This window comes from Streptomyces sp. NPDC091287, assembly GCF_044768525.1.
In the GTDB taxonomy this organism is placed as follows: Bacteria; Actinomycetota; Actinomycetes; order Streptomycetales; family Streptomycetaceae; genus Streptomyces.
On sequence record NZ_JBIVUV010000012.1, the window covers coordinates 87,315 to 112,987 of the forward strand.

Consider the following 25,673-nt stretch of genomic DNA (forward strand, 5'->3'; position numbering starts at 1 on the left):
GAAGCGGGAGCCGTCCCGGCCCACGGGCGGCTCGGCGCCCCGCCTCCGGGGCACTGTCAGTGGCGGGTGCCAGACTCGCACCCATGACCGAACGGTGGGCGGTGGCGGCTGCGGACGGGGGCGGGGCGCTGCTCGCGCCGCTGGCCCGGGACGGCATGCCCGCCGGGCCGGTCCTCGCCGAGCCCGACCTCGTCGAGGCGGTCCGCTCCCGGCCCGACGTGGTGCGCTGGGTGTGGCGGTCGACCGCCGAGATCTACCCCCGGCTGCTGGCCGCCGGGGTCCGGGTCGAGCGGTGCTACGACATCGAGTGCGCCGAGCTGCTGCTGCTCGGGCACGCCGGGCGGCTCGGCGAGCCCCGTTCCGCCGCCGCCGCGCTGGCCCGGCTCGACAACGCGCCGGTGCCGCCGGACCCGCCCGCCCGGTCCGCCGAACCGGGCGCGCAGTCCTCCCTCTTCGAGCCGCCCTCGGGCCCCGGGGTGCCGTTCGAGGGGCTCCTCCGGGTCTACGCGGACCAGGTGCGCCGACACGACGCGGCGGAACACCCGGAGCGGATGCGCCTGCTCACCGCGTCGGAGTCGGCGGGGATGCTCGTGGCCGCCGAGATGCACCGGGCCGGGCTGCCCTGGCGCGCCGACGTCCACCGGGAGCTGCTGAACGGGCTGCTGGGCGAGCGGTACGCGGGCGGCGGCGAGCCCCGCAGGCTCGCCGAGCTGGCGGACGAGGTGTCGGCGGCGTTCGGCCGAAGGGTCCGCCCCGACCTGCCGGCCGATGTGGTGAAGGCGTTCGCGCAGGCGGGGATCCCGGTGAAGTCGACCCGTCGGTGGGAGCTGGAGGAGCTGGACCATCCGGCGGTCGAGCCGCTGATCGCGTACAAGAAGCTGTACCGGATCTGGACGGCGCACGGCTGGTCCTGGCTCCAGGACTGGGTGCGCGAGGGCCGCTTCCGCCCGGAGTACCAGCCGGGCGGCACGGTCAGCGGCCGCTGGACGACCAACGGCGGCGGAGCCCTCCAGATCCCCAAGGTGATACGGCAGGCCGTCGTCGCCGACGAGGGATGGCGGCTCGTCGTCGCGGACGCCGACCAGATGGAGCCCCGGGTGCTGGCGGCGATCTCCCGCGACCGGGGCCTGATGGAGGTGGCCGGTCATGACGGCGACCTCTACAAGGCCCTGTCCGACCGGGCGTTCTCCGGCGACCGCGACCACGCCAAGCTGGCGCTGCTCGGGGCGATCTACGGCCAGACGTCCGGGGACGGGCTGAAGAACCTGGCCGCCCTGCGCCGCCGCTTCCCGCTCGCCGTCGCCTATGTCGACGACGCGGCGCGGGCGGGCGAGGAGGGGCGGGTGGTGCGGACCTGGCTGGGCCGGACCAGCCCGCCGGTCGCGCTGGCGGGGCAGGACGAGGAGGCGGGCCTCCCCCAGGAGGGACCCGAGGGCTCCGGGGCCGCGCCGGACGGCGGTCCGGCGCGGGCCCGGGGGCGCTTCACCCGTAATTTCGTGGTGCAGGGCAGCGCGGCCGACTGGGCGCTGCTGCTGCTGGCCGCGCTGCGCCGGACGCTCTTCGAGCAGGGGCTGCGGGCGCGGTTGGTGTTCTTCCAGCACGACGAGGTGATCGTGCACTGCCCCGCCGGGGAGAGTGCCGCCGTCGCCGAGGCGATCCGCGCGGCGGGCGAGCTGGCCGGGCGGACCGCCTTCGGGGAGACGCCGGTGCGGTTCCCCTTCACGACGGCGGTGGTGGAGCGGTACGCGGACGCCAAATGACGCCGTGGCGTGACTGGGCGTGCCACGCGTCGCGGACCCGGTCATGATCCGCCGGACAGGCCCTAGGGCGTGTTTCGAAAGTAGCGCCGTCCGCCCGGAGGGCGGGCTCGGCGGCGTCTGGTGCGTGCGATCGCAAGGCGGAGGGTCGCCCCGATACTGGATGTATCGAGGTGATCCCGACAACGCGGCGAGGGATGGGGTCTCCCCTGCTCGAGCGAAGCCGAGAGCTTGGGGAAGTGCCAGGCGTCGCCGAGCAGGCGGGACTTTCGAAACACGCCCTAGCGCTGCTGGAGCCTCGGCCATTCCGGGCTGAGGGCCAGGGCGGTGAGCTGGTCCATCGTGAGGGCGGGCGCGGGCCGGGTGGCGGGGCTGGACTGCTCGCCGGAGTTGAAGGCCGAGACGACGACCCGCATACCGTCGGGGCGCATCGTGTCGGCCGTCCACATGACCACTCCCTGGCCGCCCTTCTCGCCGGGCTTCTTCGAGGTAGCGAGCAGGGTGCCGTCCGGCAGGGTGGTCGCCTCGCGGTACAGATCGTCGGCGACGTCCCGCATGTCGGCCTGCACATTGATCTGCACGAGGGACCGGCCCTTGCCGTCGTCGACGACGACCGACGCGAACTCGCCCCCGCTGTCCGTCTCCTCCCCCACCAAGAGGCCGTCGGGCAGCAGGGCACGGAAGGTGGGCATCAGAGCTGTGTAGTCGAGCGGCGGCGCCGGCTCCCCGGCGTCGTGCGTTCCGCGCGACGGCGGGCCCGGCGAGGGCTCTACGGTGCGCGCGGCCTCCGTGGCGGTGGGCGCCGGCGCGTCCGGGGTCGGGGGCGCGTCCGACGGTGTGGCCGTCGCGGCGTCCGTGGGCGCGGCCGTCGGCGTGGGTGTGGCGGTGTCCGTGGCAGCGTCCGTGGGGGTGGCCGTCTGCGCGACCGGGCCACTGCTCGCGACGTTCGCCCCGTCGCCGGAAGCGCCCAGCTGCCCGGTGGCGAACGTGACCCCGCCGCCGACGAGGGCCAGGGTCAGCACGCTGCCCGCCACGGCGGCGGCACGACGGCGGCGTACAGTGCGCCGGCCGTGTTCCAGCGCGGCGTCGACCAGGGCAGCGCGGCCGGACAGCTCGAAGGTCTCTCCGGCACGGCGGATTTCCGTACCGAGGCCGTCCTCGAACGGCCGCTCGTCTTCGCTGGGCATGGGGAACCACCACTTCTCGTTCTGGATGCTCGACAGTTGACGGCCCACGGGGCCGGTTGGGCAGGCAGCCGGAGGCCGCGGGAGGTCAGCGGGCGACGAACTCCGCGATGCTGCCGCCCAGCAGTTCACGCAGCCGCCCGAGGGCCCGCACACAGCGGGTCCGTACGGCGGCGGGGCTGACCTGGAGGGCGGCGGCGGTCTCCTCGATGCTCCGGTCCTCCCAGTACCGCAGCACCACGACCGCCCGGTCCTTGGGGGCCAGTTGGGCCAGGGCCCGGAGCAGCGTCATCCGCAGCGCCGGGTCGTCGGGGTCGGCCGGAGCGCCCTCGGGCAGTTCGGCCAGCGGGCGTTCGCTCGCGGAGCGGCGTCGCCGGTGGGTCAGGAAGGTCCGTACGAGCACGGTCTGGGCGTACGCCGCCGGGTTGTCGATCCGGCGGGCGCGGCCCCACAGCACGTACATCCGGCTCAGCGTCTCCTGCACCAGGTCCTCGGCGAGGTGCACATCGCCGCTGGTGAGCAGGGAGGCCGAGCGGAACAGATGGCCGGCCCGGGCGGCCGCGAACACCTTGAACTCCTCGGTACGCGACGCCCTCATACCCTCCCCCGTCCGTCCGTCCGTTCCGCCCTTCCCCCTGTACGACGCGGCGGGGGCGGGAAAATGTTTCGGACGATCCGCGAAAACTTTTCCGGACCCGGGGCCGGTCCTCGCGGGGGAACGCGAGAAGCGCCCCGTTCACGCGCCGGACGGCGTGAACGGGGCGCGGGCGGTGGTGCGCTCGCTGTTTCCTCGTCTACCCGCGTTCCCACAACGCGGGGACGTTCGGCGGCTCCCAGCCCGCATGGGCCTGGTGCGCCTGCAGACAGCGGTAGGCGACCCCGCCGTACGTCACGCGGTCACCCGCGCGGTAGGAGGTGCCGGTGGCCCAGGTGGTGGACCCCGGCTCGGTGGGCGGATCGGTCGGGTTGGGCGTCTGGGCGACGTCCAGCACGAAGTCGAAGGTGCCCTGGCGCCCGTTCCCGACGTTGCGGACGTTCATCAGCAGCTCGGGGTCGAACAGCGCGTCGGTGTTGTTGCGCGGCTCGTTCGGGAAGTACAGCTGGGTGGTGAGGATGCGGCCGCCGGGCGCCTGCGCCTTCACATGGATGTGCCGGGTACGGCCCGGATAGAGACCCGCCACGATGGTGGTGAGGCTGAACGACCCGTCCGGGCCGGTGAACTGATGCCCCCGGAAGGCGAACTGGGCCATGTCGTAGGAGCCGTTGGTGTCGGCCTGCCAGAAGTCGAGCAGCGCCCCGGAGATGGGACGGCAGGCCCGGCCGAAGACGTAGCCGCTCACGGTGAGCGGTACGCCGGGGGTGCTCGGGGTCACCAGGCTGGTGCGGCGCGGCGAGTTGGGCTTGAAGTACGGCCCCTCCATCTGCGGAGGCGTCGTGTCGTCGCCGTCGTCGCACTCCGGGGTCGGGGCCAGCGGCCCGTTCCCGGACGAGGCGGCGTCCCGGGCGAGCGCGACGCCCCCTCCGGCGAGCAGGGGCGCGGCGCTCGCGACGAACGCGGCCTTCAGGAGACCTTTGCGGCTGATCCGCCGCCGGTCCCCCGACGCCTCGTCGGACGCGTTGGGCTCATGGGGGGTTGTGTTGTCCATTTGTGGGGTCATGACGGTTTCCTCGGAGTCCTCGGGGGTCCTCGACGCGGGGAGGCGGGAGGCGGGAGGTTCAGGAGGTTCGGTGGTGCCGGACCGGTCCCGGGGCGGTCGGACCCGGGACCGGGGTGGTCAGACCCGCTGCCAGAGCGCGGGCACGTCGGCGGGGTTCCAGCCGGGCTGGGCCGTGTGCGCCTGGAGGCAGCGGTAGGTGGCTCCGCCGTACGTCACCGTGGCTCCGGCGGCGTACGCGGTGCCGGCCGCCCAGGTGCCGCCGGGCGGGTCGGTGGGCGGGGTGGTGGGCGGGTCCGTCGGCGTACCGCCGCCGCTGGTGACCAGGGTCAGCCCGTACGTCTGGAGCAGCGGGTTGATGGGCTGGAAGTACGTCGTACCGCCGGAGGAGCAGTTGCCCGAGCCGCCGGAGGTGACGCCCTGCGCCTGGCTGCCGGAGATGTACGAGCCGCCGGAGTCGCCCGGTTCGGCGCAGACGCTGGTGCGGGTGACCCCGGAGATGGTGCCCTCCGGGTAGGTGACGCTGGTGTTCAGCTGCTGGATGGTGCCGCAGTGCCAGCCCGTGGTGGAGCCGGAGCGGCAGACCGAGGCGCCGACGACGGAGGCGGTGGAGCCGGCGACGGTCACGTCGCCCCGCCCGTAGCCGTTCACCAGCGGACGCGGCGTCCAGTTGGCGTTGGTGGCGACCCAGGCCATGTCCCGGCCCGGGAAGGTCGAGCCCTGGAAGGAGCCCTGGGCCTGCTGGTTGACGCCGTTGGTGGTCGTGCCGACCCGCCCGCAGTGGCCGGCGGTGGCGAAGCCGTTCTGGGTGCCGCGCGTCACCGAGAAGCCGACGGAACAGCGGCCGGAGCCGTTCATGTAGTACGCGTCGCCACCCCGGATGTCGGCGAGGGCGCGGGGCTGTTCGGCGGACCTGGCGACAGTGACGAGGCCGCTGTCGACCCCGGCGGCCTTGAGGAACGCCTGTCCGGCGGCGGTGCCGGCGGCGTTGACGACGACCCGGTTGGCCTCGACGTCGACGTACCAGACGGGCACGTTCTTGGGCGCCTTGTTCAGCGCGGCCCTGTCGAGGGTCTTCTTGACGCCTTCGAGCCGGTCCAGGCTGTGGCCGACGACCTCGGCCCGCGCTCCGGCGTCGGTGATCCGGGCGGCCTCGGAGGCGTCGGTGGTGGCGACGGTCAGGGTCGCCTTCGCACCGCTGACCCGGGCTCCGGCGAAGCTGGCGCCGAGGGACTTCTCCAGTCCGGCGGCGACGGCGGCGGCGCGGTACTCGTTGGCTATCCGGCTGCGGGCGTCGTCAGCGTCGAGGCCGAGGTCGCGCTCCAGGGCGGCCAGCATGCCGGGTGACAGGCTGTCGGCGGAGACCGGCGGGGCGGCGGTGGCCGCGGGGTCGGCGGACGCCACGCCGGTCAGCCCGGCGAGGGCGAGCGCACCCACGGCCACCGTGGCGGTGCCGGCGGCGAGGGCGCGTCTGCGGAGCGTGGTTCTCTCCACGTCACTCTCCTTGGTTCTGGGGGTGTCCGGGTCCGGTGGGGGTTGGTCCGGACCAGGGAATTGCCGAAACCGTAGCGGCGGCGACACCCGGCGCAGGAGATCCCGTTCACCCCCCTCCCTCCGCGTTATGGGGCCGCGCGGCACGTGCTTCGGCCCACCGCGCGGGCCGGGTACGGAGCCGTTTCGGAGGCCCGGCCGGGCGAAGCCGGAACGCGACTCCCTTTCGGCGGGGCGCCCGGGTAGGTTCGGCCTCATGCACACAGGGCAACTTCTGGGCTCGGGACGCACCGCCGACGTGTACGCACTCGACGGCTCCTGGGTCCTTCGCCGTTACCGGGACCGCACCGACATCACGGAGGAGCTGGCCGTGATGAGTTACGTCGGCGCCTTCGGCTTCCCGGTGCCGCGCATCGGTCCGCCCGCCGAAGGGGCCCGCCCCACGGACCTGGTGCTCCAGCGGCTGACCGGCCCGACCCTGGCCGAGGCCCTGCTGGCGGGGCGGCTGGGGGCCGCCGAGGCGGGCGCGCTGCTCGCCCGGCTGCTGCGCGAGCTCCACGCCATACCGCCCCGGGTCTCGGCCGACCCGGAGGACTGCGTGCTCCATCTGGATCTGCATCCGGAGAACGTGCTGCTGACGGAGGGGGGCGCGGTGGTGATCGACTGGTCCACCGCGGCGGAGGGTCCGCCCGGTCTCGACCGGGCGATGTCGGCGCTGACCCTGGCCCGGGTCGCGCTCGACCCGGAGTTCCCGGCCGGGGCGGACGTCCGGCCCCTGCTGACGGCGCTCCTGGCGGAACTCTCCGACGACGGCGGCGCGTCGGCTGGGGATCTGTCCCTCGCCCGCGCCCGCCAGCGGGCGAACCCGTATCTGACCGACCACGAACGGGCCTGCCTGGACCGGGCGGTGGACCTGGTGCTGGGCTGCGCCCCGTAAGGGGAATTCAAGCGCCTCCGGGGAGATTCGAGCGCCCCGGGGGGAAATCAAGCCCCTCCGGCGATTGAGGAGCGGGGGCCCGGGGGCGGAGCCCCCGACCAGCCCGCGCTCAGCGCCGCCCGCGCTCAGCGCCGCCCGCGCTCAGCGCCGCCCGCGCTTCGCGTCGCGCACGCGCCGCAGCCGGTTCACCGTGACCGGGTCCTCGCGCAGCGCCCGCGCGTCGTCGATCAGCGCGTTCAGCAGCTGGTAGTAGCGGACCGGCGAGATCCCGAGCTCCTCGCGGATCGCCCGCTCCTTCGCCCCGGGCCCCGGCCAGGGCCGCCGCTCCAGGGCCAGCAGCGCCCGGTCCCGTACGGACAGTCCGTCGGAGTCGGGGGCGGGTTCGGCCCGGGGGGCGCGGTGCTCGTGGTCGGGGGCGGTCATATCAACCAACCTAACGCCCACCCCCGACACCACGCCCGCGGCTGCTACTCGGCGGCCTCCGCCTGTGACGCCTCGGCGGCGAGCCCGCCGAGGATGCTCTCGGGGTTGCTGCCCGGTGCGACCGCACTGCCGATCTTCTGCTTGATCCCGTCGCTGACCGTGGCCCAGGACGTCTTGCCGTAGGGGATGAGCGTCGAGTTCGGCAGGGCCGCCAGGAACGGGCGCAGCTTCTTGTGCTTCTTGTCGGTCTCCATCGCGGCGGAGGCGCTGCCGGTCACCGGGAGCAGGTCGTAACTCTCGGCGAACTCCAGCACGTTCTCGTCGGAGTAGGCGTAGTCGAGGAACTTGCCTATCTCCTGGCGGTGGCCTTTCTCCTTGAAGCCCATCATCCAGTCGGCCACGCCCATGGAGCCCTTGGTCGGGCCGTCGAAGCCGGGCAGCGGCACCATGCCGACCTTGACGCCCTTGGCCTCGGCCTCGTCCATCAGGGTGGGGTGGCCGTTGAGCATGCCGACCTCGCCGTCGGCGAACGCCTCGAAGGCCTTCGCCCGGTCCAGCTTGCCCGGCTCGACCGGTCCGGTGAGGCCCTCGCCGACGAGGTTGTCCCGCAGCCAGCGGAACGTGGCGACGTTCTGGGCCGAGTCGATGTCGTACGCGCCGACGTCGTCCGTGTAGCCGCCGCCACCGCTGAGGAGCCACATCAGGGTCTCGGCCTGGGCCTCCTCCTGGCCGAGCGGCAGGGCGAAGGGGTAGTCGACGCCCTTCGCCTTGAGCGTGGCGGCGTCGCTCCGGATGTCGTCCCAGGTCTCGGGGGCGTCCAGGCCCGCCTGGTCGAAGAGCTTCTCGTTGTAGAAGAGCAGTCGGGTGCTGGCGACGAAGGGCAGGCCGTACAGCGTGCCGTCGATCTTGCCCGCGTCGGCGAGCCTCGGCAGGAAGTTCGCCGTGGTGCGGATCGCGAGCGTCTCGTCGGCGGTGTAGAGCTTGCCCGCCTTGGCGTAGTCCGCGTACGCGCCGATCTGGGCGATGTCCGGGGCGTTGCCGGCCTTGACCATCGCGGCGACCTCGCGGTCGATGTCCTTCCAGTGGAGGACGGTGACGTCGACCTTGATGCCGGGGTGCTCCTTCTCGAAGCCCGCCGCGACTCCGCTCCAGTACTTCTCGGAGCTGTTCTCCGGGCTGGTGCCGTAGTCGGCGGCGACCAGCTTGAGCGTGACGTCGCCCGAGCCGCCGTCACCGCCGCAGCCTGCCAACGTCGCTGTCATTCCCAGCGCGGCCACCACCGCGGTCAGACCCAAAAAGCGCCGCTGCACAGCCTCGCCCATCCTCGTTGATCACCTGGCTCACGGACGGCGCGCACGGCGCCGGCCCCCGGCCTCCGTTCGGCCGCGGCAGCGCCGCCCTGTCCTGGGCACCGTCCGGATGAACTGCGATTTTCCCCCATTGGCGACGCGAAGGTCTACACCACCGGCGTATCGCTTCGGCAACGTATACGGGCCTCGGGCGGGTCTCGGGGGCCACAACTGGCGTACGCGCACTGGCAGTCGGGGACCTCTGCCCGTATCTTGGTCCAGACCTTTGGACCGATTCCCCCCGGTCCGCGCTGCCCATTAGTGACTTTCCGGCAGAAAAAGACCGGCCTTCACTCCTTCATCATTTTGTATGGGTGCGCAACAAACCACGCTAGTGGACTAGACCTTTTGGGGGTCGGCGGGCGAAACTGTCTCCCGTGAGACATGTCATCGCCCTCGATGTGGGCGGCACCGGAATGAAGGCCGCACTGGTCGGGACCGACGGCACCCTCCTCCACGAGGCGCGGCGAGCCACCGGCCGGGAGCGCGGCGCCGACGCGGTCGTCGAGACCATCCTCGCGTTCGCGGCGGATCTGCGGGCCCACGGCGAGGAGCACCTCGGCGAGAGCGCCGTCGCCGCCGGGGTCGCCGTGCCCGGCATCGTCGACGCCGAGAAGGGCATCGCGGTGTACGCCGCGAACCTGGGCTGGCGCGACGTACCGCTGCGCGCCCTCCTGGGCGAGCGCCTCGGCGTCCCCGTCGCCCTCGGCCACGACGTCCGCACCGGCGGGCTCGCCGAGGGCCGGATCGGGGCCGGGCGGGGCGCGGACCGCTTCCTGTTCGTCCCGCTGGGCACCGGGATCGCCGGGGCCATCGGCATCGCGGGGGCCATCGAGGCGGGCGCCCACGGCGACGCGGGCGAGATCGGCCACATCGTGGTCCGCCCGGACGGCCCCGACTGCAGCTGCGGCCAGCGCGGCTGTCTGGAGACGCTGGCCTCGGCCGCCGCGGTGACCCGGGCCTGGGCCGCCGCCTCCGGGGACCCCGGGGCGGACGCCGCGGACTGCGCGAAGGCCGTCGAGTCCGGCGACCCGGCGGCGGTCCGGGTCTGGCAGGACGCGATCGACGCGCTCGCCGCCGGCCTCGTCACCGCGCTCACCCTCCTCGACCCGGGCACGCTCATCATCGGTGGCGGACTCGCCGAAGCCGGGGAAACCTTGTTCACACCACTGCGTGCGGCCGTCGAGGAACGCGTCACGTTCCAGAAGCTGCCCCACATCGTCCCGGCGGCCCTCGGGGACACCGCCGGATGCCTGGGCGCGGGGCTGCTCGCCTGGGATCTACTCTCCACGGAGGTTTCCGCCTGATGGCCGGACGCGCAGCAGACAGCACCGTTCTCGCCGGCGCCCGGGTGGTGCTCCCCACCGGCACCGTCGAGAACGGCCGGGTGACCGTCGAGGGCTCCCGGATCTCCGGTTCCGCACCGGAGGGCGCCCGGACCATCGACCTCAGCGGCCACTGGGTGGTCCCCGGCTTCGTGGACATGCACAACCACGGCGGCGGCGGGGCCTCCTTCACCTCCGGCACCGTCGACGAGGTCCTCACCGGCATCCGTACGCACCGCGAGCACGGCACGACCACCATGGTCGCCTCCACGGTCACCGGCGAGATGGACTTCCTCGCCCGCCGCGCGGGCGTCCTGTCCGAGCTGGTCGAGCAGGGCGACCTGGCCGGGATCCACTTCGAGGGCCCCTTCATCTCGCCGTGCCGCAAGGGCGCCCACAGCGAGGAGCTGCTGCGCGACCCGGACCCGGCCGACGTCCGCAAGCTGCTGGACGCCGCGCGCGGCACCGCCCGGATGTTCACCCTCGCCACCGAGCTGCCCGGCGGCATCGACTCCGTACGGCTGCTCGCCGAGCACGGGGTCATCGCCGCGATCGGCCACACGGACGCGACGTACGAACAGACCGTCGAGGCCATCGACGCGGGCGCGACCGTCGCCACGCACCTGTTCAACGCGATGCCGCCGCTCGCCCACCGCGACCCCGGCCCGATCGCCGCCCTCCTGGAGGACGACCGGATCACCGTCGAGCTGATCAACGACGGCACACATCTGCACCCGGCCGTCCTGGAGCTGGCCTACCGCCACAAGGGCGCGGCCCGCGTCGCGCTGATCACCGACGCGATGGACGCCGCCGGCTTCGGCGACGGGGAGTACCAGCTCGGCCCGCTCGCGGTCGAGGTCACCGACGGGGTGGCCCGGCTGGTGGAGGGCGGCTCGATCGCCGGCTCCACGCTCACCCTGGACACCGCGTTCCGGCGGGCGGTCACCCTCGACGACCTCCCCGTCGAGGACGTCGTCCGGTCCATCTCCGCCAACCCCGCCCGGCTGCTCGGCGTCTACGACCGGGTCGGCTCGCTGGAGGCGGGCAAGGACGCCGACCTGGTCGTCCTCGACGAGGACTTCGTCCTCAAGGGCGTCATGCGCCGGGGCGAGTGGATCATCGAGCCGAAGGCCGCGTAGCCCGCGCGGCGAGCACGTAACGAAGCGATGGCGGTCGGCCCGCGGGACTGGGCCGACCGCCCTCGCTTTGACATGATCATCGGATGGGCGCGCTGCGGACGGGTGCGCGCCGTTGGGGCCATGCACCGAGGGAGGGACCAGAGGTGATCCTGACCGTCACTCTGAACACCGCGCTCGACGTGACGTACACCGTCGAAGCGCTCGTCCCGCACCGCAGCCACCGGGTCGGCGAGGTCACCGAACGTCCCGGCGGCAAAGGCCTCAACGTCGCCCGGGTCCTCGGCGCGCTGGGCCACGACTGCGTCGTCACCGGCTTCGCGGGAGGCCCGACCGGGGACGTCCTGCGCTCCCTGCTCGCCCCGCTCCCGCCGCGCGACGCCCTCGTGCCCGTCGCCGGGAACACCCGCCGCACGCTCGCGATCACCGACCGCTCGACCGGCGACACCACCCAGCTCAACGAACCCGGACCGCAGGTGAGCCCCGCCGAATGGGCCGCCTTCCTGCGGACGTACGAGGAGCTGCTCGCCGGAGCCGACGCCGTCGCGCTCTGCGGCAGCCTGCCGCCCGGCATCCATGTCGGGGCCTACGCGGAGCTGGTCCGGATCGCCCGCGCCGCCGCCGTGCCGGTGCTGCTGGACACCAGCGGAGAACCGCTGCGCCGGGGCATCGCCGCCCGCCCCGACCTGGTCAAGCCGAACGCCGAGGAGCTGGCCCAGCTGACCGGCTCCCGCGAACCGCTGCGCGCCGCCCGCGACGCCCGCCGCCGCGGGGCCCACTCCGTGATCGCGTCCCTGGGCCCGGACGGCGTGCTCGCCCTCACCCCGGACGGCGTCTGGCGGGCCGCCCCGCCCGCCCCCGTGCGCGGCAACCCGACCGGGGCGGGCGACTCCGCGGTGGCCGGACTGCTGTCCGCCCTGGCCGAGGGCCTCGACTGGCCGGATCGCCTCGCCCGGGCGGTGGCCCTGTCGACGGCGACCGTGCTGGCCCCGACGGCCGGCGAGTTCGACGCGGCGGCCTACGCGGAGCTGCTGCCGCGCGTCACGGTGGAGCCGCACACGCCGACGCCCTGACCACCTCGAAGGCGGTCAGGGCGTCGTCGCGCACGGTGTGACTAGCTCTTGATGTGGCCCGACTTCAGCTCCAGCTGGTCGAGATTGGCGTCGCACTGATCGCCTGTCTCGCACGACAGCTTGAGGGTGTTGGAACCCTTGTCGAGCTGGACGTACGCGTACGTGTTCGTCCAGCCCTTCTCCAGATCGCCCTCGGCGGCCTGCGCGAAGTTCTTCATGTTGATGGAGCGCGGCTCCTGCGCGTTGACCGTCAGGGTCGTCTTCGCGTCCTTGCCGGGCACGCCGTAGGTCACGTACAGGGTGTACGCGCCGGCCTCGGGAACATCGACCGTCCAGGTGGCCGACCGGCCGACCTCGTTCAGGTTGATGTAGTTGCCGTTCGCGCCCTTGGCGCCCTTGACCGTGGAGTCCAGGGCCGCCGTGCCGCCCAGCGTCAGCGTCGCCGCGTCCTGCTTCGGCAGCTCGACCGGCTTCGGCGTCTCCTTGGGCTTCTTCTCCGGCTTCTTCGACTGCTCGACCTCGCCGGCGGGGCCCTGCGAGGAGGACGCCTCGTCCTTGCTGTCGTCCTTGTCGCCGTCGTCGCCCGTGAGCAGGGCGGCGCCGATGCCGATGACGACGACCGCGACCACGGCGACCGCCGCGATCAGGAGCGCCTTCGTGTTCGGACCGCCGCGGCCCGGACCGCCGCCGTGACCGCCCTGCGCCGGAGGCTGCCCGTTGGACGCGCCGCCCGGGTAGGTCTCGGGGGCCGCGTACTGCGGGTTCGGCCGGTTGTACTGCTGCGGGGGCTGCTGGCCGTAGCCCTGCTGGGGCGGGTAGCCGTACCCGCCCTGCTGCTGCGGCGCCTGCTGCTGGCCGTACTGGCGCTCGCCGACGGCCCGCACCTGGTTGTAGGACGTTCTGGGCACGCCCGGCTGCGCTACCGGCCCCGGGTAGCCGTAGCCGCCCTGGCCGGGCGGCTGGGCGCCTGCCGCCTGTCCGTCCGCGTACAGATAGCCGAACGGATCGTCGTCCTCGGGCTTGCTCGCGCCGTTGTTTCCGGCCGTCATCCCTGGGTCACTCCTCACCATGTCGCCAGCCGTCGCCGACCGGCCGAGCCTACCTCGAACGGAGCAGGCCCCGAATTGCGCTCGGTGACCCGGACGGCCCTCGGGGAACGGGTACGGGGTAGGGGGAGAAACGGGCCGTGAACGTCATCCGGCCCTGCGGTGAACCTTCGACCGGGACCGCTTTTCCACGTACATCCGCTGGTCGGCGGAGCGCAGGACCTCTTCGACGGTCATTCCGCACTCGGCCCAGCCGATGCCGAAACTCGCCCCGACCCGGACCGCGCGACCATCGACCCTTATGGGCGGAATGATGGCATTTCTCAGGCGAACGGCCAGGTCAGCGGCGTCCGCCGCCCCGAGGCCGTCGGCGAGAACGACGAATTCGTCACCCCCGAGCCGGGCGACGGTGTCACCGTCCCGCACACAGGTGCTCAGCCGCCGGGAAACCTCGATGAGCACGGCGTCACCGGTGTGGTGCCCGAAGCGGTCGTTGATGGACTTGAAGCCGTCGAGGTCGCAGAAGAGGACCGCGAGGCCCTTCGTCCCGTCGTCGTGCTCCGGGTCCGGGGCCACCGCGTGCACATGGTGGTCGAAGGGGCCGCCGCCCGGGACCGCCTCACCCTCGTAGCCGTCGGCCTGGTAGCCGTGGGTCAGGGACGACTCGACGTCCCCGTACGCCGCGTCCAGCGCCTCGATCGCGGTCGCGGCCGGGGAGTGCGGCCGCTCGCAGATCCGGGCGCTGAGCCGCGATTTCAGCTCGGCGCTGTTGGGCAGCCCGGTCAGCGCGTCGTGCGAGGCGCGGTGGGCGAGGTTCAGCTCGTGCCGCTTGCGCTCCTCTATGTCCTCGACATGGGTGAGCAGGAAGCGCGGCCCGTCGGCGGTGTCGGCGACGACCGAATTGCGCAGCGAGACCCACAGATAGGTGCCGTCCCGGCGGCTCAGCCGCAGCTCGGCCCGGCCGCCCTCGGCGGAGGTGCGCAGCAGGGTGCCGATGTCCTCGGGGTGGACCAGGTCGGCGAAGGAGTAGCGGCGCATGACGGAGGCCGGGCGGCCGAGCAGCCGGCACAGGGCGTCGTTGGTGCGCAGCAGCCTGCCCTGCTGGTCGCCGCCCATCTCCGCGATGGCCATGCCGCTGGGCGCGTACTCGAAGGCCTGCCGGAAGGACTCCTCGCTGGCCCGCAGCGCCTGCTGCTCCCGCTCCAGGCGGACCAGGGCACGCTGCATGTTGGCCCGCAGGCGGGCGTTGCTGATCGCGATGGCGGCCTGGGAGGCGTACATCTGGAGCGCCTCGCGCCCCCAGGCTCCGGGGCGGCGCCCGTTGCGCGGCCGGTCGACGGATATGACCCCGAGGAGGTCCCGGCCGCCCGCGGAGGCGTACATCGGGGCGTAGAGCCGGTCCAGCGGGTGCCACTCGTCCTCGAACCGGGGTTCGGGCCCCTCGGTGTGCCACTGGGGTACGTCGTCGTCGAGGAGGACCCAGCCCTCGGTGTGCGGGATGAAGCGGAGGTTGTCCCAGGCCTCGCCCATGGAGAGCCGACGTTCCCAGGAGGCGCGGGAGCCGACGCGCCCGGTGATCAGGGCCTCGGCCGCGGCGTTGCCCGCGAAGGCGGCGATGACGAGGTCGCCGTCCGGCCGGACCAGGTTCACGCAGCCCAGCTCGTAGCCGAGGCCCGCGACGATTCCGTCGGCCACGGTCTGCAGCGTGTCCGCCAGACTCCGTGCCGTATTGAGATCAGCGACGGCCTGATGCAGCTGCCGCATGGTCGCAAGGCGGACGTACGGTTCCGACTCGGCCTCCATCGCTCGCACTCCCCGAGACCTCGACAGCAACTCCAGGTTTCATATCGACGTACTTGTTGCAGTGTCACGGCCACTGAATCACAGTGAGCTGTGCACCCGGTACACAGGGTCAGCAGAAAATGGACTCTGTGACTCAAGTCACAACAGATGACCGGGGGGTGCCGGTGACTCAGGGTGTCCGCTCCCGTTCGGCGCGAAGCCGAAAGGGCCGACTCCCGTCGCGCGGGGAGCCGGAAGGGCCGGTTCCCGTTGTACGCGCCCATGTGTCGCACCGCTCGTGCGCCCGCGCACGCGGCCCTTCCGGAGTCCTAGGACCGGCCTGGTCCCCTGGCCCGATGCGACCGTCGGGCCCCCGCGGTTAGCGTCGGGGTGTGCTCCAGACGAAACCTCCCACCCCGCGCCCCGAGACCGTCCCCCATGCTGAGGGAGTGAGCAACGACGAGTTCCGTGCCGCCCTCGCGCGGCTGGCCGCCGGGGTGGTGCTGGTCACCGCCCAGGAGCCGCCCCTCGACGAGGACGGCCGGGGTGAGGACGTGGGCATGACGGCGACCGCCTTCATGTCCGTGTCCCTGGACCCGCCCCTGGTGATGGTGAGCCTGCGCAACGGCTCCCGGATGGACGACCTGCTGGACGAGCAGCCGCTGTGGGCGGTCTCCGTCCTGGCCGCGAGCCAGCGGCACATCGCGGGGCGGTTCGCCATGAAGGGCCGGATCAGCGACCGGCTGCTGTTCGAGGACGTCCCGTACGTACGGGGCGAGGTCACGCACGCGCCGCTGATCGGCGGGGCGCTGGCGACGCTGGAGTGCCGCACCGAGCAGCGCGTGGTGGCCGGGGACCACACCCTGGTGATCGGCCGGGTGCTCACGGCGGTGCTGCCGAGCCCGGAGGGCGACCCGCTGGCGTACTTCAAGGGCCGCTACCGCCAGTTGGGCTGACGGCGCAGGGCCCCCGGAGTCACCAGTCGCGGCCCGAGCGCCCGCGCTTGGTGTCGCCGCGCTGCTTCTTCTCCCGCAGCCTGCGCTCGTTGATCCCGCGCGGGATCTTCCGCTTGATCCGGGGCTTGGGCGGCGGCGCCGTGGCCTCGGCGAGGAGTGCGGCGAGCCGGACGGCGGCCGTCTCGCGGTTGCGCCACTGGGAACGGTGCTCGGAGGCCCGTACGGAGATTACCCCGCCCACCAGCCTGCTCGCGAGCCGCTCCAGCGCCCGCGCCTTCCACACCTCGGGGAACGCGTCGGTCGCCGCCAGGTCGAAGCGCAGCTCCACCTGGGAGTCGCTGGTGTTGACGTGCTGGCCGCCGGGACCGGAGGACCGCGAGAAACGCCACATGAGCTCGGCCTCCGGGAGGGAGACCGAGCCGCGGATGACATAGGGCCCGGACATGACACCCATGGTCCCTTCCCCGCGCCCTGTTCGTCACCTTCTTTTGCCCACGGGATCGCGCACCGGGTCCGCCCGGGATCGCGCACCGGGCCGCACGGTGTCCCCTGACCGGCTCCACTTCGGGACGAAGTTCGGCAAAGAAAGTAAAGCGACCAGGAACCTCGTGGTCTGCTGCTTGCGTTATGACGGGTGACGGTAGCTTTCGTGATGGCACGAAGCCCGCACACGACGAGGAAAGGGACTTCCCATGGCAGTAAGCCTGTCCAAGGGCGGCAACGTCTCGCTCACCAAGGAGGCACCGGGCCTTACCGCCGTCACGGTCGGCCTCGGCTGGGACGTCCGCACCACCACCGGCACCGACTTCGACCTCGACGCCTCGGCGATCGCGGTCAACCCGGGCGGGAAGGTCGTCTCGGACGGCCACTTCGTCTTCTTCAACAACAAGTCGACGCCGGACCAGACCATCGTGCACACCGGTGACAACGTCACGGGTGAGGGCGAGGGCGACGACGAGCAGATCAACGTCAACCTGGCGGGTCTGCCGGCCGACGTGGACAAGATCGTCTTCCCGGTCTCCATCTACGACGCCGAGAACCGCAGCCAGAACTTCGGCCAGGTCCGGAACGCGTTCATCCGCATCCTCAACCAGGCCGGCGGCGCCGAGATCGCCCGCTACGACCTGAGCGAGGACGCCGCCACCGAGACCGCCATGGTCTTCGGCGAGCTCTACCGCAACGGCGCCGAGTGGAAGTTCCGCGCGGTCGGCCAGGGGTACGCCTCCGGCCTGCGCGGCATCGCCCAGGACTTCGGCGTCAACCTCTGACCCGAGCGCACACCCGCTTCACCCGCTTCACCGGAGCCCCCGGCCGCCTTCGCGGCCGGGGGCTCCCGCGTGTGTGAGCGGCCGTCACGCCGCCTGCCCCGTACGGCGGAAATCCACCACTTCACCGAATACCGGACAGCACGGCTCCCCATTCGTACAAGAACTGGTCAAGAACTTGTGAGGCAATTGTCGGCACACCGTCAACTTCGTTCATCAGGTGGCACGCTCTCCGCTCGTAGTCCCCCCACAGGACGACCAACGGAGAACACCCACATGAACCTCCACAGCACCCCCCACACCCCCCACACCTCCCGCGCCAACCGCGGCACCCGTCGGCTCGCAGCACTCGCGGCGGTCGCCGCGATGGTCGTCGCCGGTGTCCAGGCCGGATCCGCCGTCGCCACGCCCGGCGACGACGACGCCCGTACCACCGGGGCGACGCCCTCCACGGCCGCCGCACTCGGCGTGAACCCCTCGGCGCAGCGCGCCACGGCCATCAAGTCGGCCCAGGCGGACGCCTCCTCGGCGGCGACGACCCTGAAGCTGGGCGGCCGGGAGAAGCTGATCGCCCGCGACGTCGTCAAGGACGCCCAGGGCACCGTCCACACCCGCTACGAGCGCACCTACGACGGCCTGCCCGTCCTCGGCGGCGACCTCGTCACCCACGCCACCGCCGCCGGAAAGATCAAGAGCGTCGACAAGGCGACCGACGCGAAGATAGCCGTGGCGTCGACGACGCCGAAGCTGAAGGCCGCGGCGAGCGCCCGCAAGGTGATCTACGCGGGAGGCGAGAACCCCGTCCTCGCCTGGGAGACCGTCAAGAAGGGCGTCCAGAAGGACGGCACGCCCAGCCGCGTCCACACCATCACCGACGCCTCGACCGGCGAGAAGCTGCACAGCTACGAGGCGATCGAGACCGGCACCGGCACCAGCCAGTACAGCGGCGAGGTCGAGCTCACCACCACGAAGACCGACGCCGGCTTCGAGCTGACCGACGGCGAGCGCGGCGGCCACAAGACGTACGACCTGAACCAGGGCTCCTCCGGCACCGGCGAACTCGTCACGGACGACGACGACGCCTGGGGCGACGGCACCGGCGCGGACCGGCAGACCGCCGCCGTCGACGCCCACTACGGCGCCGCGAAGACCTGGGACTTCTACAAGACCGCGCTCGGCCGCGACGGCATCGCGGGCGACGGCAAGGCCGCCTACTCCCGGGTCCACTACGGCGAGAACTACGTCAACGCCTTCTGGGACGACAGCTGTTTCTGCATGACGTACGGCGACGGCGAGGGCAACAAGAGCGCCCTCACCTCCATCGACGTCGCGGCCCACGAGATGACCCACGGTCTCACCTCCGCCACCGCCAACCTGGACTACGCGGGCGAGTCCGGCGGCCTCAACGAGGCGACCAGCGACATCCTCGGCGCCTCGGTGGAGTTCTTCGCCGACAACGCCACGGACGCCGGGGACTACCTCATCGGCGAGAAGATCGACATCAACGGCGACGGCACCCCGCTGCGCTACATGGACAAGCCCAGCAAGGACGGCAGCTCGGCCGACTTCTGGGACGAGAACCTCGGCGACCTCGACGTCCACTACTCCTCCGGCGTCGCCAACCACTTCTTCTACCTGCTCGCCGAGGGCAGCGGAAAGAAGACGATCAACGGCGTCGACTACGACTCCGCGACCTCCGACGGCTCGACGCTGACGGGCATCGGCCGGGAGAAGGCGTACCAGATCTGGTACAAGGCCCTCTCCGTCTACATGACCTCCACCACCGACTACGCGGGCGCGCGCGTCGCCACCGAGAAGGCGGCGACCGACCTGTTCGGCGCGGACAGCGAGGAGCTGAAGGCGGTCTCGGCCACCTGGACCGGGGTCAACGTCAAGTAACGCGTCACATCAGCGACCACGGGAGCCGGTCAGCCCTCCACGGGCGGCCGGCTCCTGCCGTACAGCCAGGCGTCCCACAGCCCGGTGAGGTCCCGCCCCGTCTCCTCCTCCACGTACGCGGTGAAGTCCTCGGTCGAGGCGTTGGCGTGCCGGTGGGCCCTCGTCCACCCCTTCACCAGGGCGAAGAACGCCCGGTCGTCGTCCAGGGCGAGCCGGACGCGGTGCACGGCCATCGCCCCCCGCCCGTAGACCGGCGGCTCGGACAGCTCGGCGGCGGTCGGCGGATCGGCCGGCGGGAACGCCCAGTTCGCGTCGGACTCGTACGCCGCCTCGAAGCTCTCCTCGACCGGTACGTCCTCGTGGTCGGCGGCCCAGAGCCACTCCGCGTAGGTCGCGAAGCCCTCGTTCAGCCACATGTCCCGCCAGGTCGCGGGGGTGACGGAGTTCCCGAACCACTGGTGGGCCAGTTCGTGGACGAGGAGCGCGGTGTCCGGCGGGCCGGGGTAGACGGGCCGGTTCTGGGTCTCCAGGGCGTAGGCCGAGTCGCCCGTCCGCTCGACGATCGCCCCGGCGGAGGCGAAGGGATACGGGCCGAACTTCCCCGCCGACCACTTCAGCACCGCCGGAATCCGCGCCAGCACGTCCTCGCTCGCCGCCGCCGACTCCGGGTCCACGGCGGTGAACAGCCGGATGCCGTCGGAGGTCACCGACTCCTCGGTGGCGAACCGCCCCACGGCGACGGTCGCCAGATAGCTCGCCATCGGTTCGGCGGTCCGCCAGCGGTAGGCGGTGCGCCCGTTCTCCGTACGCCGGGACACCAGCTCCCCGTTGGAGATCCCCGCGAGCCCTTCGGGCACGGTGATCGCGATGTCGTACGCGGCCTTGTCGCTCGGGTGGTGGTTGCCGGGGAACCAGGCCATGGACCCGGCCGGTTCGCCCAGCGCGACCGCGCCGTCGGCCGTCCGCAGCCAGCCCTCCTTCGACCCGTCCGGGTCGGTGATCGTCTCCGGGGAGCCGGAGTAGCGCACGACGGCGGTGAACGTACGCCCCTTGCGCAGCCGGTCCTCGACCGCGGCCGCCGGACGCAGCGTCAGCTCCTTGCCCGCCCGGTTCACGGCGGCCGGGCGGCCCTCGACCGTGGCGCCGTCCACGTCGAGCCCGGCGAGGTCGAGGTGGAAGGCGCTCAGGTCCTGGGTGGCGCGGGCGGTGATCGTGGCGGTGCCGCGCAGCCGGTCTCCGGCCGGGCCGACGTCGAGCTCCAGGCCGTAGTGGGTGACGTCGTAGCCGCCGTTGCCGAGCCCCGGGAAGTACGGGTCACGCACTCCGACCGCGCCCGGGGTGCCTTCGACCCCGCCGGTGCAGCCCGCGCCGAGGAGGACCAGGCTGAGGGCCAGCAGCAGAGGGGTGCGGGCGGTGTGCCGCCGGGCCGGGTGAGGGTGGTTCACCCGATGGATCCTAGGTCCCGGGAAACCGGTTCCCGGGACCCGAAGGAGCCGCCCGCCTCGGGGGAAGAACGGGCGGCTCCAGTTCAGAGGATGGCGATTCCGAGCGGCCGGTTGCCTGCCTCCAGACGGACCGGCGCGCTGCTCTCGTCGGCCAGGTCGACGACCGTGATGCCGTTCCAGTACCCGTCGCGGGTGAAGCCGCCGGTCACGTACGCCGTGCGGCCGTCCTTCGACACCGCCACGTCCTCGTGCGGCCCGTCCAGCGGGACGACCCGCTCCTCGCCGCCGGGGGACCGGACGGTGAGCGAGGGGTCCTCGTCGTCCGATCCGATCGGGCCGGTGCCCACCACCAGGAGGGTGCCGTCGGGGGCGAGGGCCGCGCCGTGCTGGTGGGTGTCGGCGGTCATCGGCTCGATGGCCACCTCTCCGGTGCGCGGGTCGAGGACCGCGAGCCGCTCCCCCTCGAACGGCAGCAGCAGCTTGCCGTCCTCGGGGCGCACGACGGCGTAGTGCGGCTTCAGCCAGGAGCCGAGCCCGCCCTCCGTGCCGTACGGGGCGACCTCCATGCGCCGGGTCTCCAGCGAGTCGGAGTCCACCGCCGTCACGTCGAAGGAGTCGTGATCGGTGGCGTACACCTCGCGGCCGTCCGGGGACACGTCCACGTCGAACGGGCGCATGCCCACGGGCGCGGTGCCGGTGACCTCGCGGGTAGCGGTGTCGATGACCTCGACCGCGCCGTCGCCGCCGGGCACGTTGACCCCGACGTAGACGTGGGTCCCGTCCGGAGCCAGGGCGATGCCCATGCCGCCGCCCCGGTACTCGCCGGTGGTGACCGGGCCGGACTCCGTCTCGTACGGGACGAGCGCGAGCCGGGTCCGCTCCCGGGTGTCGACGACCGCGACACCCTCGGCGGTGGCGACCCAGGCCCGCCCGTCCTCGCCGACGACGAGGCCGTAGGGCGCGGTGCCGACCTTCACCGAGGCGATGGGGGCCCCGCCCTTCCCGGACCCGTCCCGGCCGGGGTCGACGAAGGTCACGGTGTCGCCGCCGAAGTCGGCGACGAGGAGGGTGCCGTCGGGGGTGCGGCCGGTGGGGGCGCGGGAGGGATCGGGGGGCGCCACGGTGCCGGCCGCGGCGGACGGGCCCGGGGTGCCCGGGGTGTCCGGGGCCGCCTCCGTCGGGCCGGCCGAGCACCCGGCGAGCAGGGCGGCGGCGACGAGCCCGAGGGCGAGGCGACGGGCGCGGGGGCCGGGGAGGCGGAGGGCGGTGCGGGGGGCGAAAGCCGAGGGGCCGTCGCCACGGCCTGCGGCGCGGGGGCCGGGGAGGCGGAGGGCGGTGCGGGGGGCGGAGGCCGAGGGGCCGTCGCCACGGCCTGCGGCGCGGAGGGCGGCGCGGGGGCCGGGGGTCCGGAGGGCTTCGCGGAGGGCGGCGCGGGGGCCGTGGTCCCCGGTCACGCGGCGTCCCGCAGCAGGGCGGCCAGCTCGGCGAAGCCGCGCCGCTCGGCGTGGGCCAGGGGCGTCACCCCGTCGCCGTCGGGCAGGTCCCGCGTCGCCCCGGCCGCGAGCAGCAGCTCCACGACCTGCTGGTGCGCGAGCCCGCCCTCGCCGAGGATCACCGCCTCCAGCAGGGCGGTCCAGCCGAGCCGGTTGACATGGTCGACGTCGATGTCGGTGACCCGCAGCACCTCCCGTACGTAACCGACATGGCCGCGTTCGCTCGCCGGGATGAGGGAGACGCCGCCGAACCGGTTGCGCAGGGCCAGGTCCGGTCCGGCCGGCAGCAGCACGTGCAGCATCGCGACGCTGCCGGTGACGCCGGTGGCCAGCCACGGGCTCTCCTCGCGCCGGTCCTGGGCGTCCGGGTCCGCCCCGGCGGCCACGAGCAGCCGGGCCGCGTCGACGTGGTCGCCGTGGACGGCGAGGAGGAGAGGGGTGCGCAACTCCTCGTCGCGGACGTCGACCCGGGCGCCGCCCTCGATCGCGGTGCGCACACCTTCGGTGTCGCCGGTGCGTGCGGTGGTGAGCAGGTCGTGATCGAGGGCGTTCATGGGTCTCTTCCTTCCGCTGGGGGCTTCCGCTGCGAGCGGGCGTGACTACCGGGCGAGGGCCGCGACGCCCGCCTGGGCGAACTTCTCGTCGAGGTCGCCGCTGGGCGCGCCGGCCACACCGATGCCGGCCACCGGGGCGCCCTTGACCTGCACCGGAGCACCGCCCCCGAGGAACAGGGTGCCAGGGATGTCCTTCAGGTTCGGGGCCTGCTCCAGGCGCTTGACCAACTCGGAGGTGGGGGCGTTCCAGGAGACGGCGGTGTACGCCTTCTTCACCGCGGACTCGGGGGACTGCGGGCCAGCGCCGTCACCGCGCAGGGAGACGATGGTGTTGCCGTCGCGGTCGACGACCGCGACGGAGATCCGCTGGTTCTCCTTCTTCGCCGCGTCCAGCGTGGCCTGCGCGGCCTTGGTGGCGGCGGCCACGGTCAGGTGCGTCGTCTGCTGGAGGTTCCGGTTGCTCGTGTCGGCCTTGACCGCGGCGGCGGGGGCGGCGGCCGGGGAGGAGGCGCTCGCGGACATCGCGCCGAACGTGCCGGCCCCGAGGGCGGCGACGACGACGGCGCCGGTGACGACACGGGTGCGCAGCGACAGCTTCTTCATGGTGGCTCCTTGGTGATCCGGGGGCGGCCCGGTGGTTCGGTGTGCCGGGCGGCCCGGAAGTGGTCCGGGCGTTTCGCTCTGGTATCGATCCTCCCGGCGGATCCGGCCCCGTACGGTCGACGTACCGGCTGGAAGCGGCGCGCGGGTCGGCCGACGTCCCCGTCAGCCGATCGGTTGATGCGGGGGTGGCCGGATCGGGTCACCATGGAAGATCCGCGCAGGTCAGCAGGGTCTCAGCGGGATCGGGCGAGACGGAACACGAGGTACGAGGTGGAGCACCGCAGCGATCCGCGGGCCCCGGAGGGGGACGGATCCGCCGACGCCGGCCCCGGCCCGGGTTTCGGCGCCGACCCCGACGCCCGCTGGCTCGCGCTCCTCATGCACGCCGCGTTCTTCCTGCTGCTCGGCGCCTCGCTGACCCGGTTCCTGATGCGGCACCCCGGTGAGGCCCGCACCCCGTGGATCATCGCCCTGTCGATCACTCTGGCGGTGCTGTATCTCCTGGGGCCCGTCCTGGGTTCGCGCCCCACCCCGCGCCGGCTCGCCTGGCTCGGCGTGCTAGTCCTCGTCTGGATGGTGCTGGTCGTCCTCGCGCCGAGCTTCGCGTGGTGCGCCGTGCCGTTGTTCTACACCGGGCTGCGCATCCTGCCGCCGCGTGCGGCCCTCGCCCTGGTCGCCCTGCTCACCGCGTTCGTCGTGGCCGCGCAACTGCGCCTGGCCGACGGGTTCGACCCGAACCTGGTCCTCGCCCCGCCCGCGGTCGCCGCCGTGGCGACCGCCGTCTTCGTCCATATGCGGCGTCAGGCGGTACGCCAGCGGGAACTGGCCGGACGCCAGCGCGAGCTGATCGACGACCTGCTGCGCACCCGGCGCGAACTGGCCGCCACCGAGCGGCGCGAGGGGACCCTCGCCGAGCGCCAGCGGCTCTCGATGGAGATCCACGACACCCTGGCGCAGGGCCTGTCCAGCCAGCAGATGCTGCTCCAGGCGGCCGACCGCACCTGGAGCGCCGACCCGGACGCGGCCCGCCGCCATGTCCGTACGGCCACCGGGATCGCGGAACGCAACCTCGCCGAGGCCCGCCGCTTCGTCCACGACCTGGCCCCCGCCGACCTGGCACAGGGCGGCGGTCTGGAGGCGGCCCTGCACACGCTGGCGGCCCGCGAAAGCGCCCAGGCGGAGGGCGCGCTCACCGTCCACTGCCATGTGGAGGGCACCCCGGGCGCCCCGCTGCCGGACCGGGTGCAGTCCGCCCTGCTGCGCATCGCCCAAGGGGCCCTGGCGAATGTGCGGGAACACTCCGGGGCCACCGCCGCCGGGCTGACCCTGACCCACCTCGACGACCGGGTGGTCCTCGACATCGGCGACAACGGCCGCGGCTTCACCGTGGAGCCCGCGCCCGTCCGCAGCCCCGACACCGTGCGCGGCCACGGGCTCCCCGCCATCCGGGCCCGCGTGCACCAGCTCGGCGGAACGCTCACCATCGAGTCGGCCCCGGGCGAGGGCACGGTCCTCTCGGCCGCGATCCCGCTCGCGCCCGCCCCCCTCACCGCCCCGGAGGACCCCGCATGACCGGCCAAGGCCCGCAGACACCCCCCGTACGCATCCTGCTCTGCGACGACCACGTGGTCGTCCGCGCCGGACTGCTCGCCCTCCTCGGCAGCGAACCGGACATCGAGGTCGTCGGCGAGGCCGGCAGCGGCGAGGAGGCCGTGGTGCTCGCCGCCCGGCTCACCCCGGACGTCGTCCTCATGGACCTCCAGCTCGGCGAGGGCATCGACGGGGTCGAGGCGACCCGCCGCATCGCGGCCGACGGCACGGTCCACGTCCTCGTGCTGACCACGTACGACACCGACGCCGACATCACCCGGGCCATCGAGGCGGGGGCGACCGGCTATCTGCTGAAGGCGGAGCGCCCCGAGGAACTGTTCGCCGCGATCCGGTCCGCCGCCCAGGGCCGCACCACGCTCTCGGCCCCCGTCGCCAGCCGGGTCATGGCCCGGATGCGCAGCCCCCGCCCCAGCCTCACCGACCGTGAACGCGACATCCTGGCCCAGCTCTCCCAGGGCCTCGGCAACCGCGACATCGCCCGCGCCCTGTTCATCAGCGAGGCCACGGTCAAGACCCACCTGGGCCGGATCTACGACAAGCTCGGCGTCGACACGCGTGCGGGAGCGGTGTCGGTGGCGAAGGAGCAGCGCCTGCTGCCGTGAGCCGGGGCGCGGAGCCCGCGTGATCCGCTGGACGGTATCGCGGCACGGCGGGACCGGGTGACTCCGGAACTTTCGTCCAAGACAGGC

23 protein-coding genes are annotated in these 25,673 nt (G+C 73.1%); 10 read left to right on the top strand and 13 right to left on the bottom strand.

Annotation, left to right across the window (positions count from 1 at the left end):
* The first annotated feature begins 83 nt into the window (after positions 1 to 83).
* A complete protein-coding gene (locus ACIQRW_RS21280) occupies positions 84 to 1,760 on the top strand; it encodes a bifunctional 3'-5' exonuclease/DNA polymerase (protein ID WP_403762514.1) in 1,677 nt (558 codons plus the stop codon).
* A gap of 278 nt (positions 1,761 to 2,038) precedes the next feature.
* Here ACIQRW_RS21280 and ACIQRW_RS21285 read toward each other — a convergent pair whose 3' ends face one another.
* The 4 genes from ACIQRW_RS21285 to ACIQRW_RS21300 all read right to left on the bottom strand — a co-directional run bounded on the left by ACIQRW_RS21285 (position 2,039) and on the right by ACIQRW_RS21300 (position 6,090).
* Entirely contained in the window at positions 2,039 to 2,944 is a 906-nt protein-coding gene (locus tag ACIQRW_RS21285) for a hypothetical protein (RefSeq protein ID WP_403762517.1), read from the bottom strand.
* A gap of 85 nt (positions 2,945 to 3,029) precedes the next feature.
* Positions 3,030 to 3,539, bottom strand: coding sequence for a SigE family RNA polymerase sigma factor (locus ACIQRW_RS21290; protein WP_403762520.1), 510 nt, complete (start codon positions 3,537 to 3,539; stop codon positions 3,030 to 3,032).
* A 196-nt stretch (positions 3,540 to 3,735) separates the two neighbouring features.
* On the bottom strand, positions 3,736 to 4,587 hold the full coding sequence (locus tag ACIQRW_RS21295; protein ID WP_403762523.1) for a carbohydrate-binding protein: 852 nt from the start codon (positions 4,585 to 4,587) through the stop codon (positions 3,736 to 3,738).
* 129 nt (positions 4,588 to 4,716) lie between these two features.
* Positions 4,717 to 6,090, bottom strand: a complete 1,374-nt coding sequence (locus ACIQRW_RS21300) for an alpha-lytic protease prodomain-containing protein (protein WP_403762526.1) — start codon at positions 6,088 to 6,090, stop codon at positions 4,717 to 4,719.
* Between the two features lie 253 nt (positions 6,091 to 6,343).
* On the opposite strand from ACIQRW_RS21300, the gene ACIQRW_RS21305 reads away from it, so the two are divergent.
* Entirely contained in the window at positions 6,344 to 7,024 is a 681-nt protein-coding gene (locus ACIQRW_RS21305) for a phosphotransferase (protein WP_403762529.1), read from the top strand.
* A gap of 141 nt (positions 7,025 to 7,165) precedes the next feature.
* Here the strand turns inward: ACIQRW_RS21305 and ACIQRW_RS21310 are convergent, their stop codons facing one another.
* Together ACIQRW_RS21310 and ACIQRW_RS21315 are read right to left on the bottom strand one after the other, a co-directional pair.
* Entirely contained in the window at positions 7,166 to 7,447 is a 282-nt protein-coding gene (locus tag ACIQRW_RS21310) for a DUF3263 domain-containing protein (RefSeq protein ID WP_403762532.1), read from the bottom strand.
* Positions 7,448 to 7,491: 44 nt separating this feature from the next.
* Entirely contained in the window at positions 7,492 to 8,769 is a 1,278-nt protein-coding gene (locus tag ACIQRW_RS21315; RefSeq protein WP_403762535.1) for an ABC transporter substrate-binding protein, read from the bottom strand.
* A 404-nt stretch (positions 8,770 to 9,173) separates the two neighbouring features.
* Here ACIQRW_RS21315 and ACIQRW_RS21320 point away from each other — a divergent pair, with 404 nt between their 5' ends.
* The 3 genes from ACIQRW_RS21320 (at position 9,174) to ACIQRW_RS21330 (ending at position 12,330) form a co-directional block, all read left to right on the top strand.
* Positions 9,174 to 10,103 carry an ROK family protein gene (locus ACIQRW_RS21320; RefSeq protein ID WP_403762538.1) on the top strand — a complete coding sequence of 310 codons (930 nt, stop codon included), beginning with the start codon at positions 9,174 to 9,176 and terminating at the stop codon, positions 10,101 to 10,103.
* Complete coding sequence (gene nagA, locus ACIQRW_RS21325) at positions 10,103 to 11,260, top strand: N-acetylglucosamine-6-phosphate deacetylase (protein ID WP_403762541.1); 1,158 nt, start codon at positions 10,103 to 10,105, stop codon at positions 11,258 to 11,260. The genes ACIQRW_RS21320 and nagA overlap by 1 nt, the downstream gene beginning before the upstream one ends.
* Before the next feature lie 143 nt (positions 11,261 to 11,403).
* Positions 11,404 to 12,330: a 1-phosphofructokinase family hexose kinase gene (locus ACIQRW_RS21330; RefSeq protein WP_403762544.1), complete on the top strand. Its 927-nt coding sequence runs from the start codon at positions 11,404 to 11,406 to the stop codon at positions 12,328 to 12,330.
* A 41-nt stretch (positions 12,331 to 12,371) separates the two neighbouring features.
* On the opposite strand, the gene ACIQRW_RS21335 is transcribed toward ACIQRW_RS21330, so the two are convergent.
* Both ACIQRW_RS21335 and cdgB read right to left on the bottom strand, forming a co-directional pair.
* Positions 12,372 to 13,379 carry a carbohydrate-binding protein gene (locus tag ACIQRW_RS21335; protein ID WP_403762547.1) on the bottom strand — a complete coding sequence of 336 codons (1,008 nt, stop codon included), beginning with the start codon at positions 13,377 to 13,379 and terminating at the stop codon, positions 12,372 to 12,374.
* Positions 13,380 to 13,523: 144 nt separating this feature from the next.
* Entirely contained in the window at positions 13,524 to 15,179 is a 1,656-nt protein-coding gene (gene cdgB, locus ACIQRW_RS21340; RefSeq protein ID WP_361331126.1) for a diguanylate cyclase CdgB, read from the bottom strand.
* Positions 15,180 to 15,607: 428 nt separating this feature from the next.
* On the opposite strand from cdgB, the gene ACIQRW_RS21345 reads away from it, so the two are divergent.
* The gene (locus tag ACIQRW_RS21345) at positions 15,608 to 16,114 is read left to right on the top strand and encodes a flavin reductase family protein (protein ID WP_403762550.1); all 507 of its coding nucleotides are present in this window, start codon (positions 15,608 to 15,610) and stop codon (positions 16,112 to 16,114) included.
* A 19-nt stretch (positions 16,115 to 16,133) separates the two neighbouring features.
* Here the strand turns inward: ACIQRW_RS21345 and arfB are convergent, their stop codons facing one another.
* Positions 16,134 to 16,568, bottom strand: a complete 435-nt coding sequence (gene arfB, locus ACIQRW_RS21350) for an alternative ribosome rescue aminoacyl-tRNA hydrolase ArfB (RefSeq protein ID WP_403762553.1) — start codon at positions 16,566 to 16,568, stop codon at positions 16,134 to 16,136.
* A 238-nt stretch (positions 16,569 to 16,806) separates the two neighbouring features.
* On the opposite strand from arfB, the gene ACIQRW_RS21355 reads away from it, so the two are divergent.
* Both ACIQRW_RS21355 and ACIQRW_RS21360 read left to right on the top strand, forming a co-directional pair.
* Positions 16,807 to 17,382, top strand: coding sequence for a TerD family protein (locus ACIQRW_RS21355; protein ID WP_007446537.1), 576 nt, complete (start codon positions 16,807 to 16,809; stop codon positions 17,380 to 17,382).
* Positions 17,383 to 17,655: 273 nt separating this feature from the next.
* Complete coding sequence (locus tag ACIQRW_RS21360) at positions 17,656 to 19,278, top strand: M4 family metallopeptidase (RefSeq protein WP_403762555.1); 1,623 nt, start codon at positions 17,656 to 17,658, stop codon at positions 19,276 to 19,278.
* Between the two features lie 29 nt (positions 19,279 to 19,307).
* Here the strand turns inward: ACIQRW_RS21360 and ACIQRW_RS21365 are convergent, their stop codons facing one another.
* The 4 genes from ACIQRW_RS21365 to ACIQRW_RS21380 all read right to left on the bottom strand — a co-directional run bounded on the left by ACIQRW_RS21365 (position 19,308) and on the right by ACIQRW_RS21380 (position 23,373).
* On the bottom strand, positions 19,308 to 20,723 hold the full coding sequence (locus tag ACIQRW_RS21365; protein ID WP_403762558.1) for a M1 family metallopeptidase: 1,416 nt from the start codon (positions 20,721 to 20,723) through the stop codon (positions 19,308 to 19,310).
* Positions 20,724 to 20,806: 83 nt separating this feature from the next.
* Complete coding sequence (locus ACIQRW_RS21370) at positions 20,807 to 22,177, bottom strand: hypothetical protein (protein WP_403762561.1); 1,371 nt, start codon at positions 22,175 to 22,177, stop codon at positions 20,807 to 20,809.
* On the bottom strand, positions 22,174 to 22,770 hold the full coding sequence (locus ACIQRW_RS21375; RefSeq protein ID WP_403762563.1) for an ankyrin repeat domain-containing protein: 597 nt from the start codon (positions 22,768 to 22,770) through the stop codon (positions 22,174 to 22,176). The genes ACIQRW_RS21370 and ACIQRW_RS21375 overlap by 4 nt, the downstream gene beginning before the upstream one ends.
* Before the next feature lie 45 nt (positions 22,771 to 22,815).
* Complete coding sequence (locus tag ACIQRW_RS21380) at positions 22,816 to 23,373, bottom strand: heme-binding protein (RefSeq protein ID WP_403762566.1); 558 nt, start codon at positions 23,371 to 23,373, stop codon at positions 22,816 to 22,818.
* 270 nt (positions 23,374 to 23,643) lie between these two features.
* On the opposite strand from ACIQRW_RS21380, the gene ACIQRW_RS21385 reads away from it, so the two are divergent.
* Both ACIQRW_RS21385 and ACIQRW_RS21390 read left to right on the top strand, forming a co-directional pair.
* On the top strand, positions 23,644 to 24,945 hold the full coding sequence (locus ACIQRW_RS21385) for a sensor histidine kinase (RefSeq protein ID WP_403762568.1): 1,302 nt from the start codon (positions 23,644 to 23,646) through the stop codon (positions 24,943 to 24,945).
* Positions 24,942 to 25,586, top strand: a complete 645-nt coding sequence (locus tag ACIQRW_RS21390) for a response regulator transcription factor (protein ID WP_215111152.1) — start codon at positions 24,942 to 24,944, stop codon at positions 25,584 to 25,586. Before ACIQRW_RS21385 ends, ACIQRW_RS21390 begins: the two co-directional genes overlap by 4 nt.
* Positions 25,587 to 25,673: the final 87 nt, after the last annotated feature.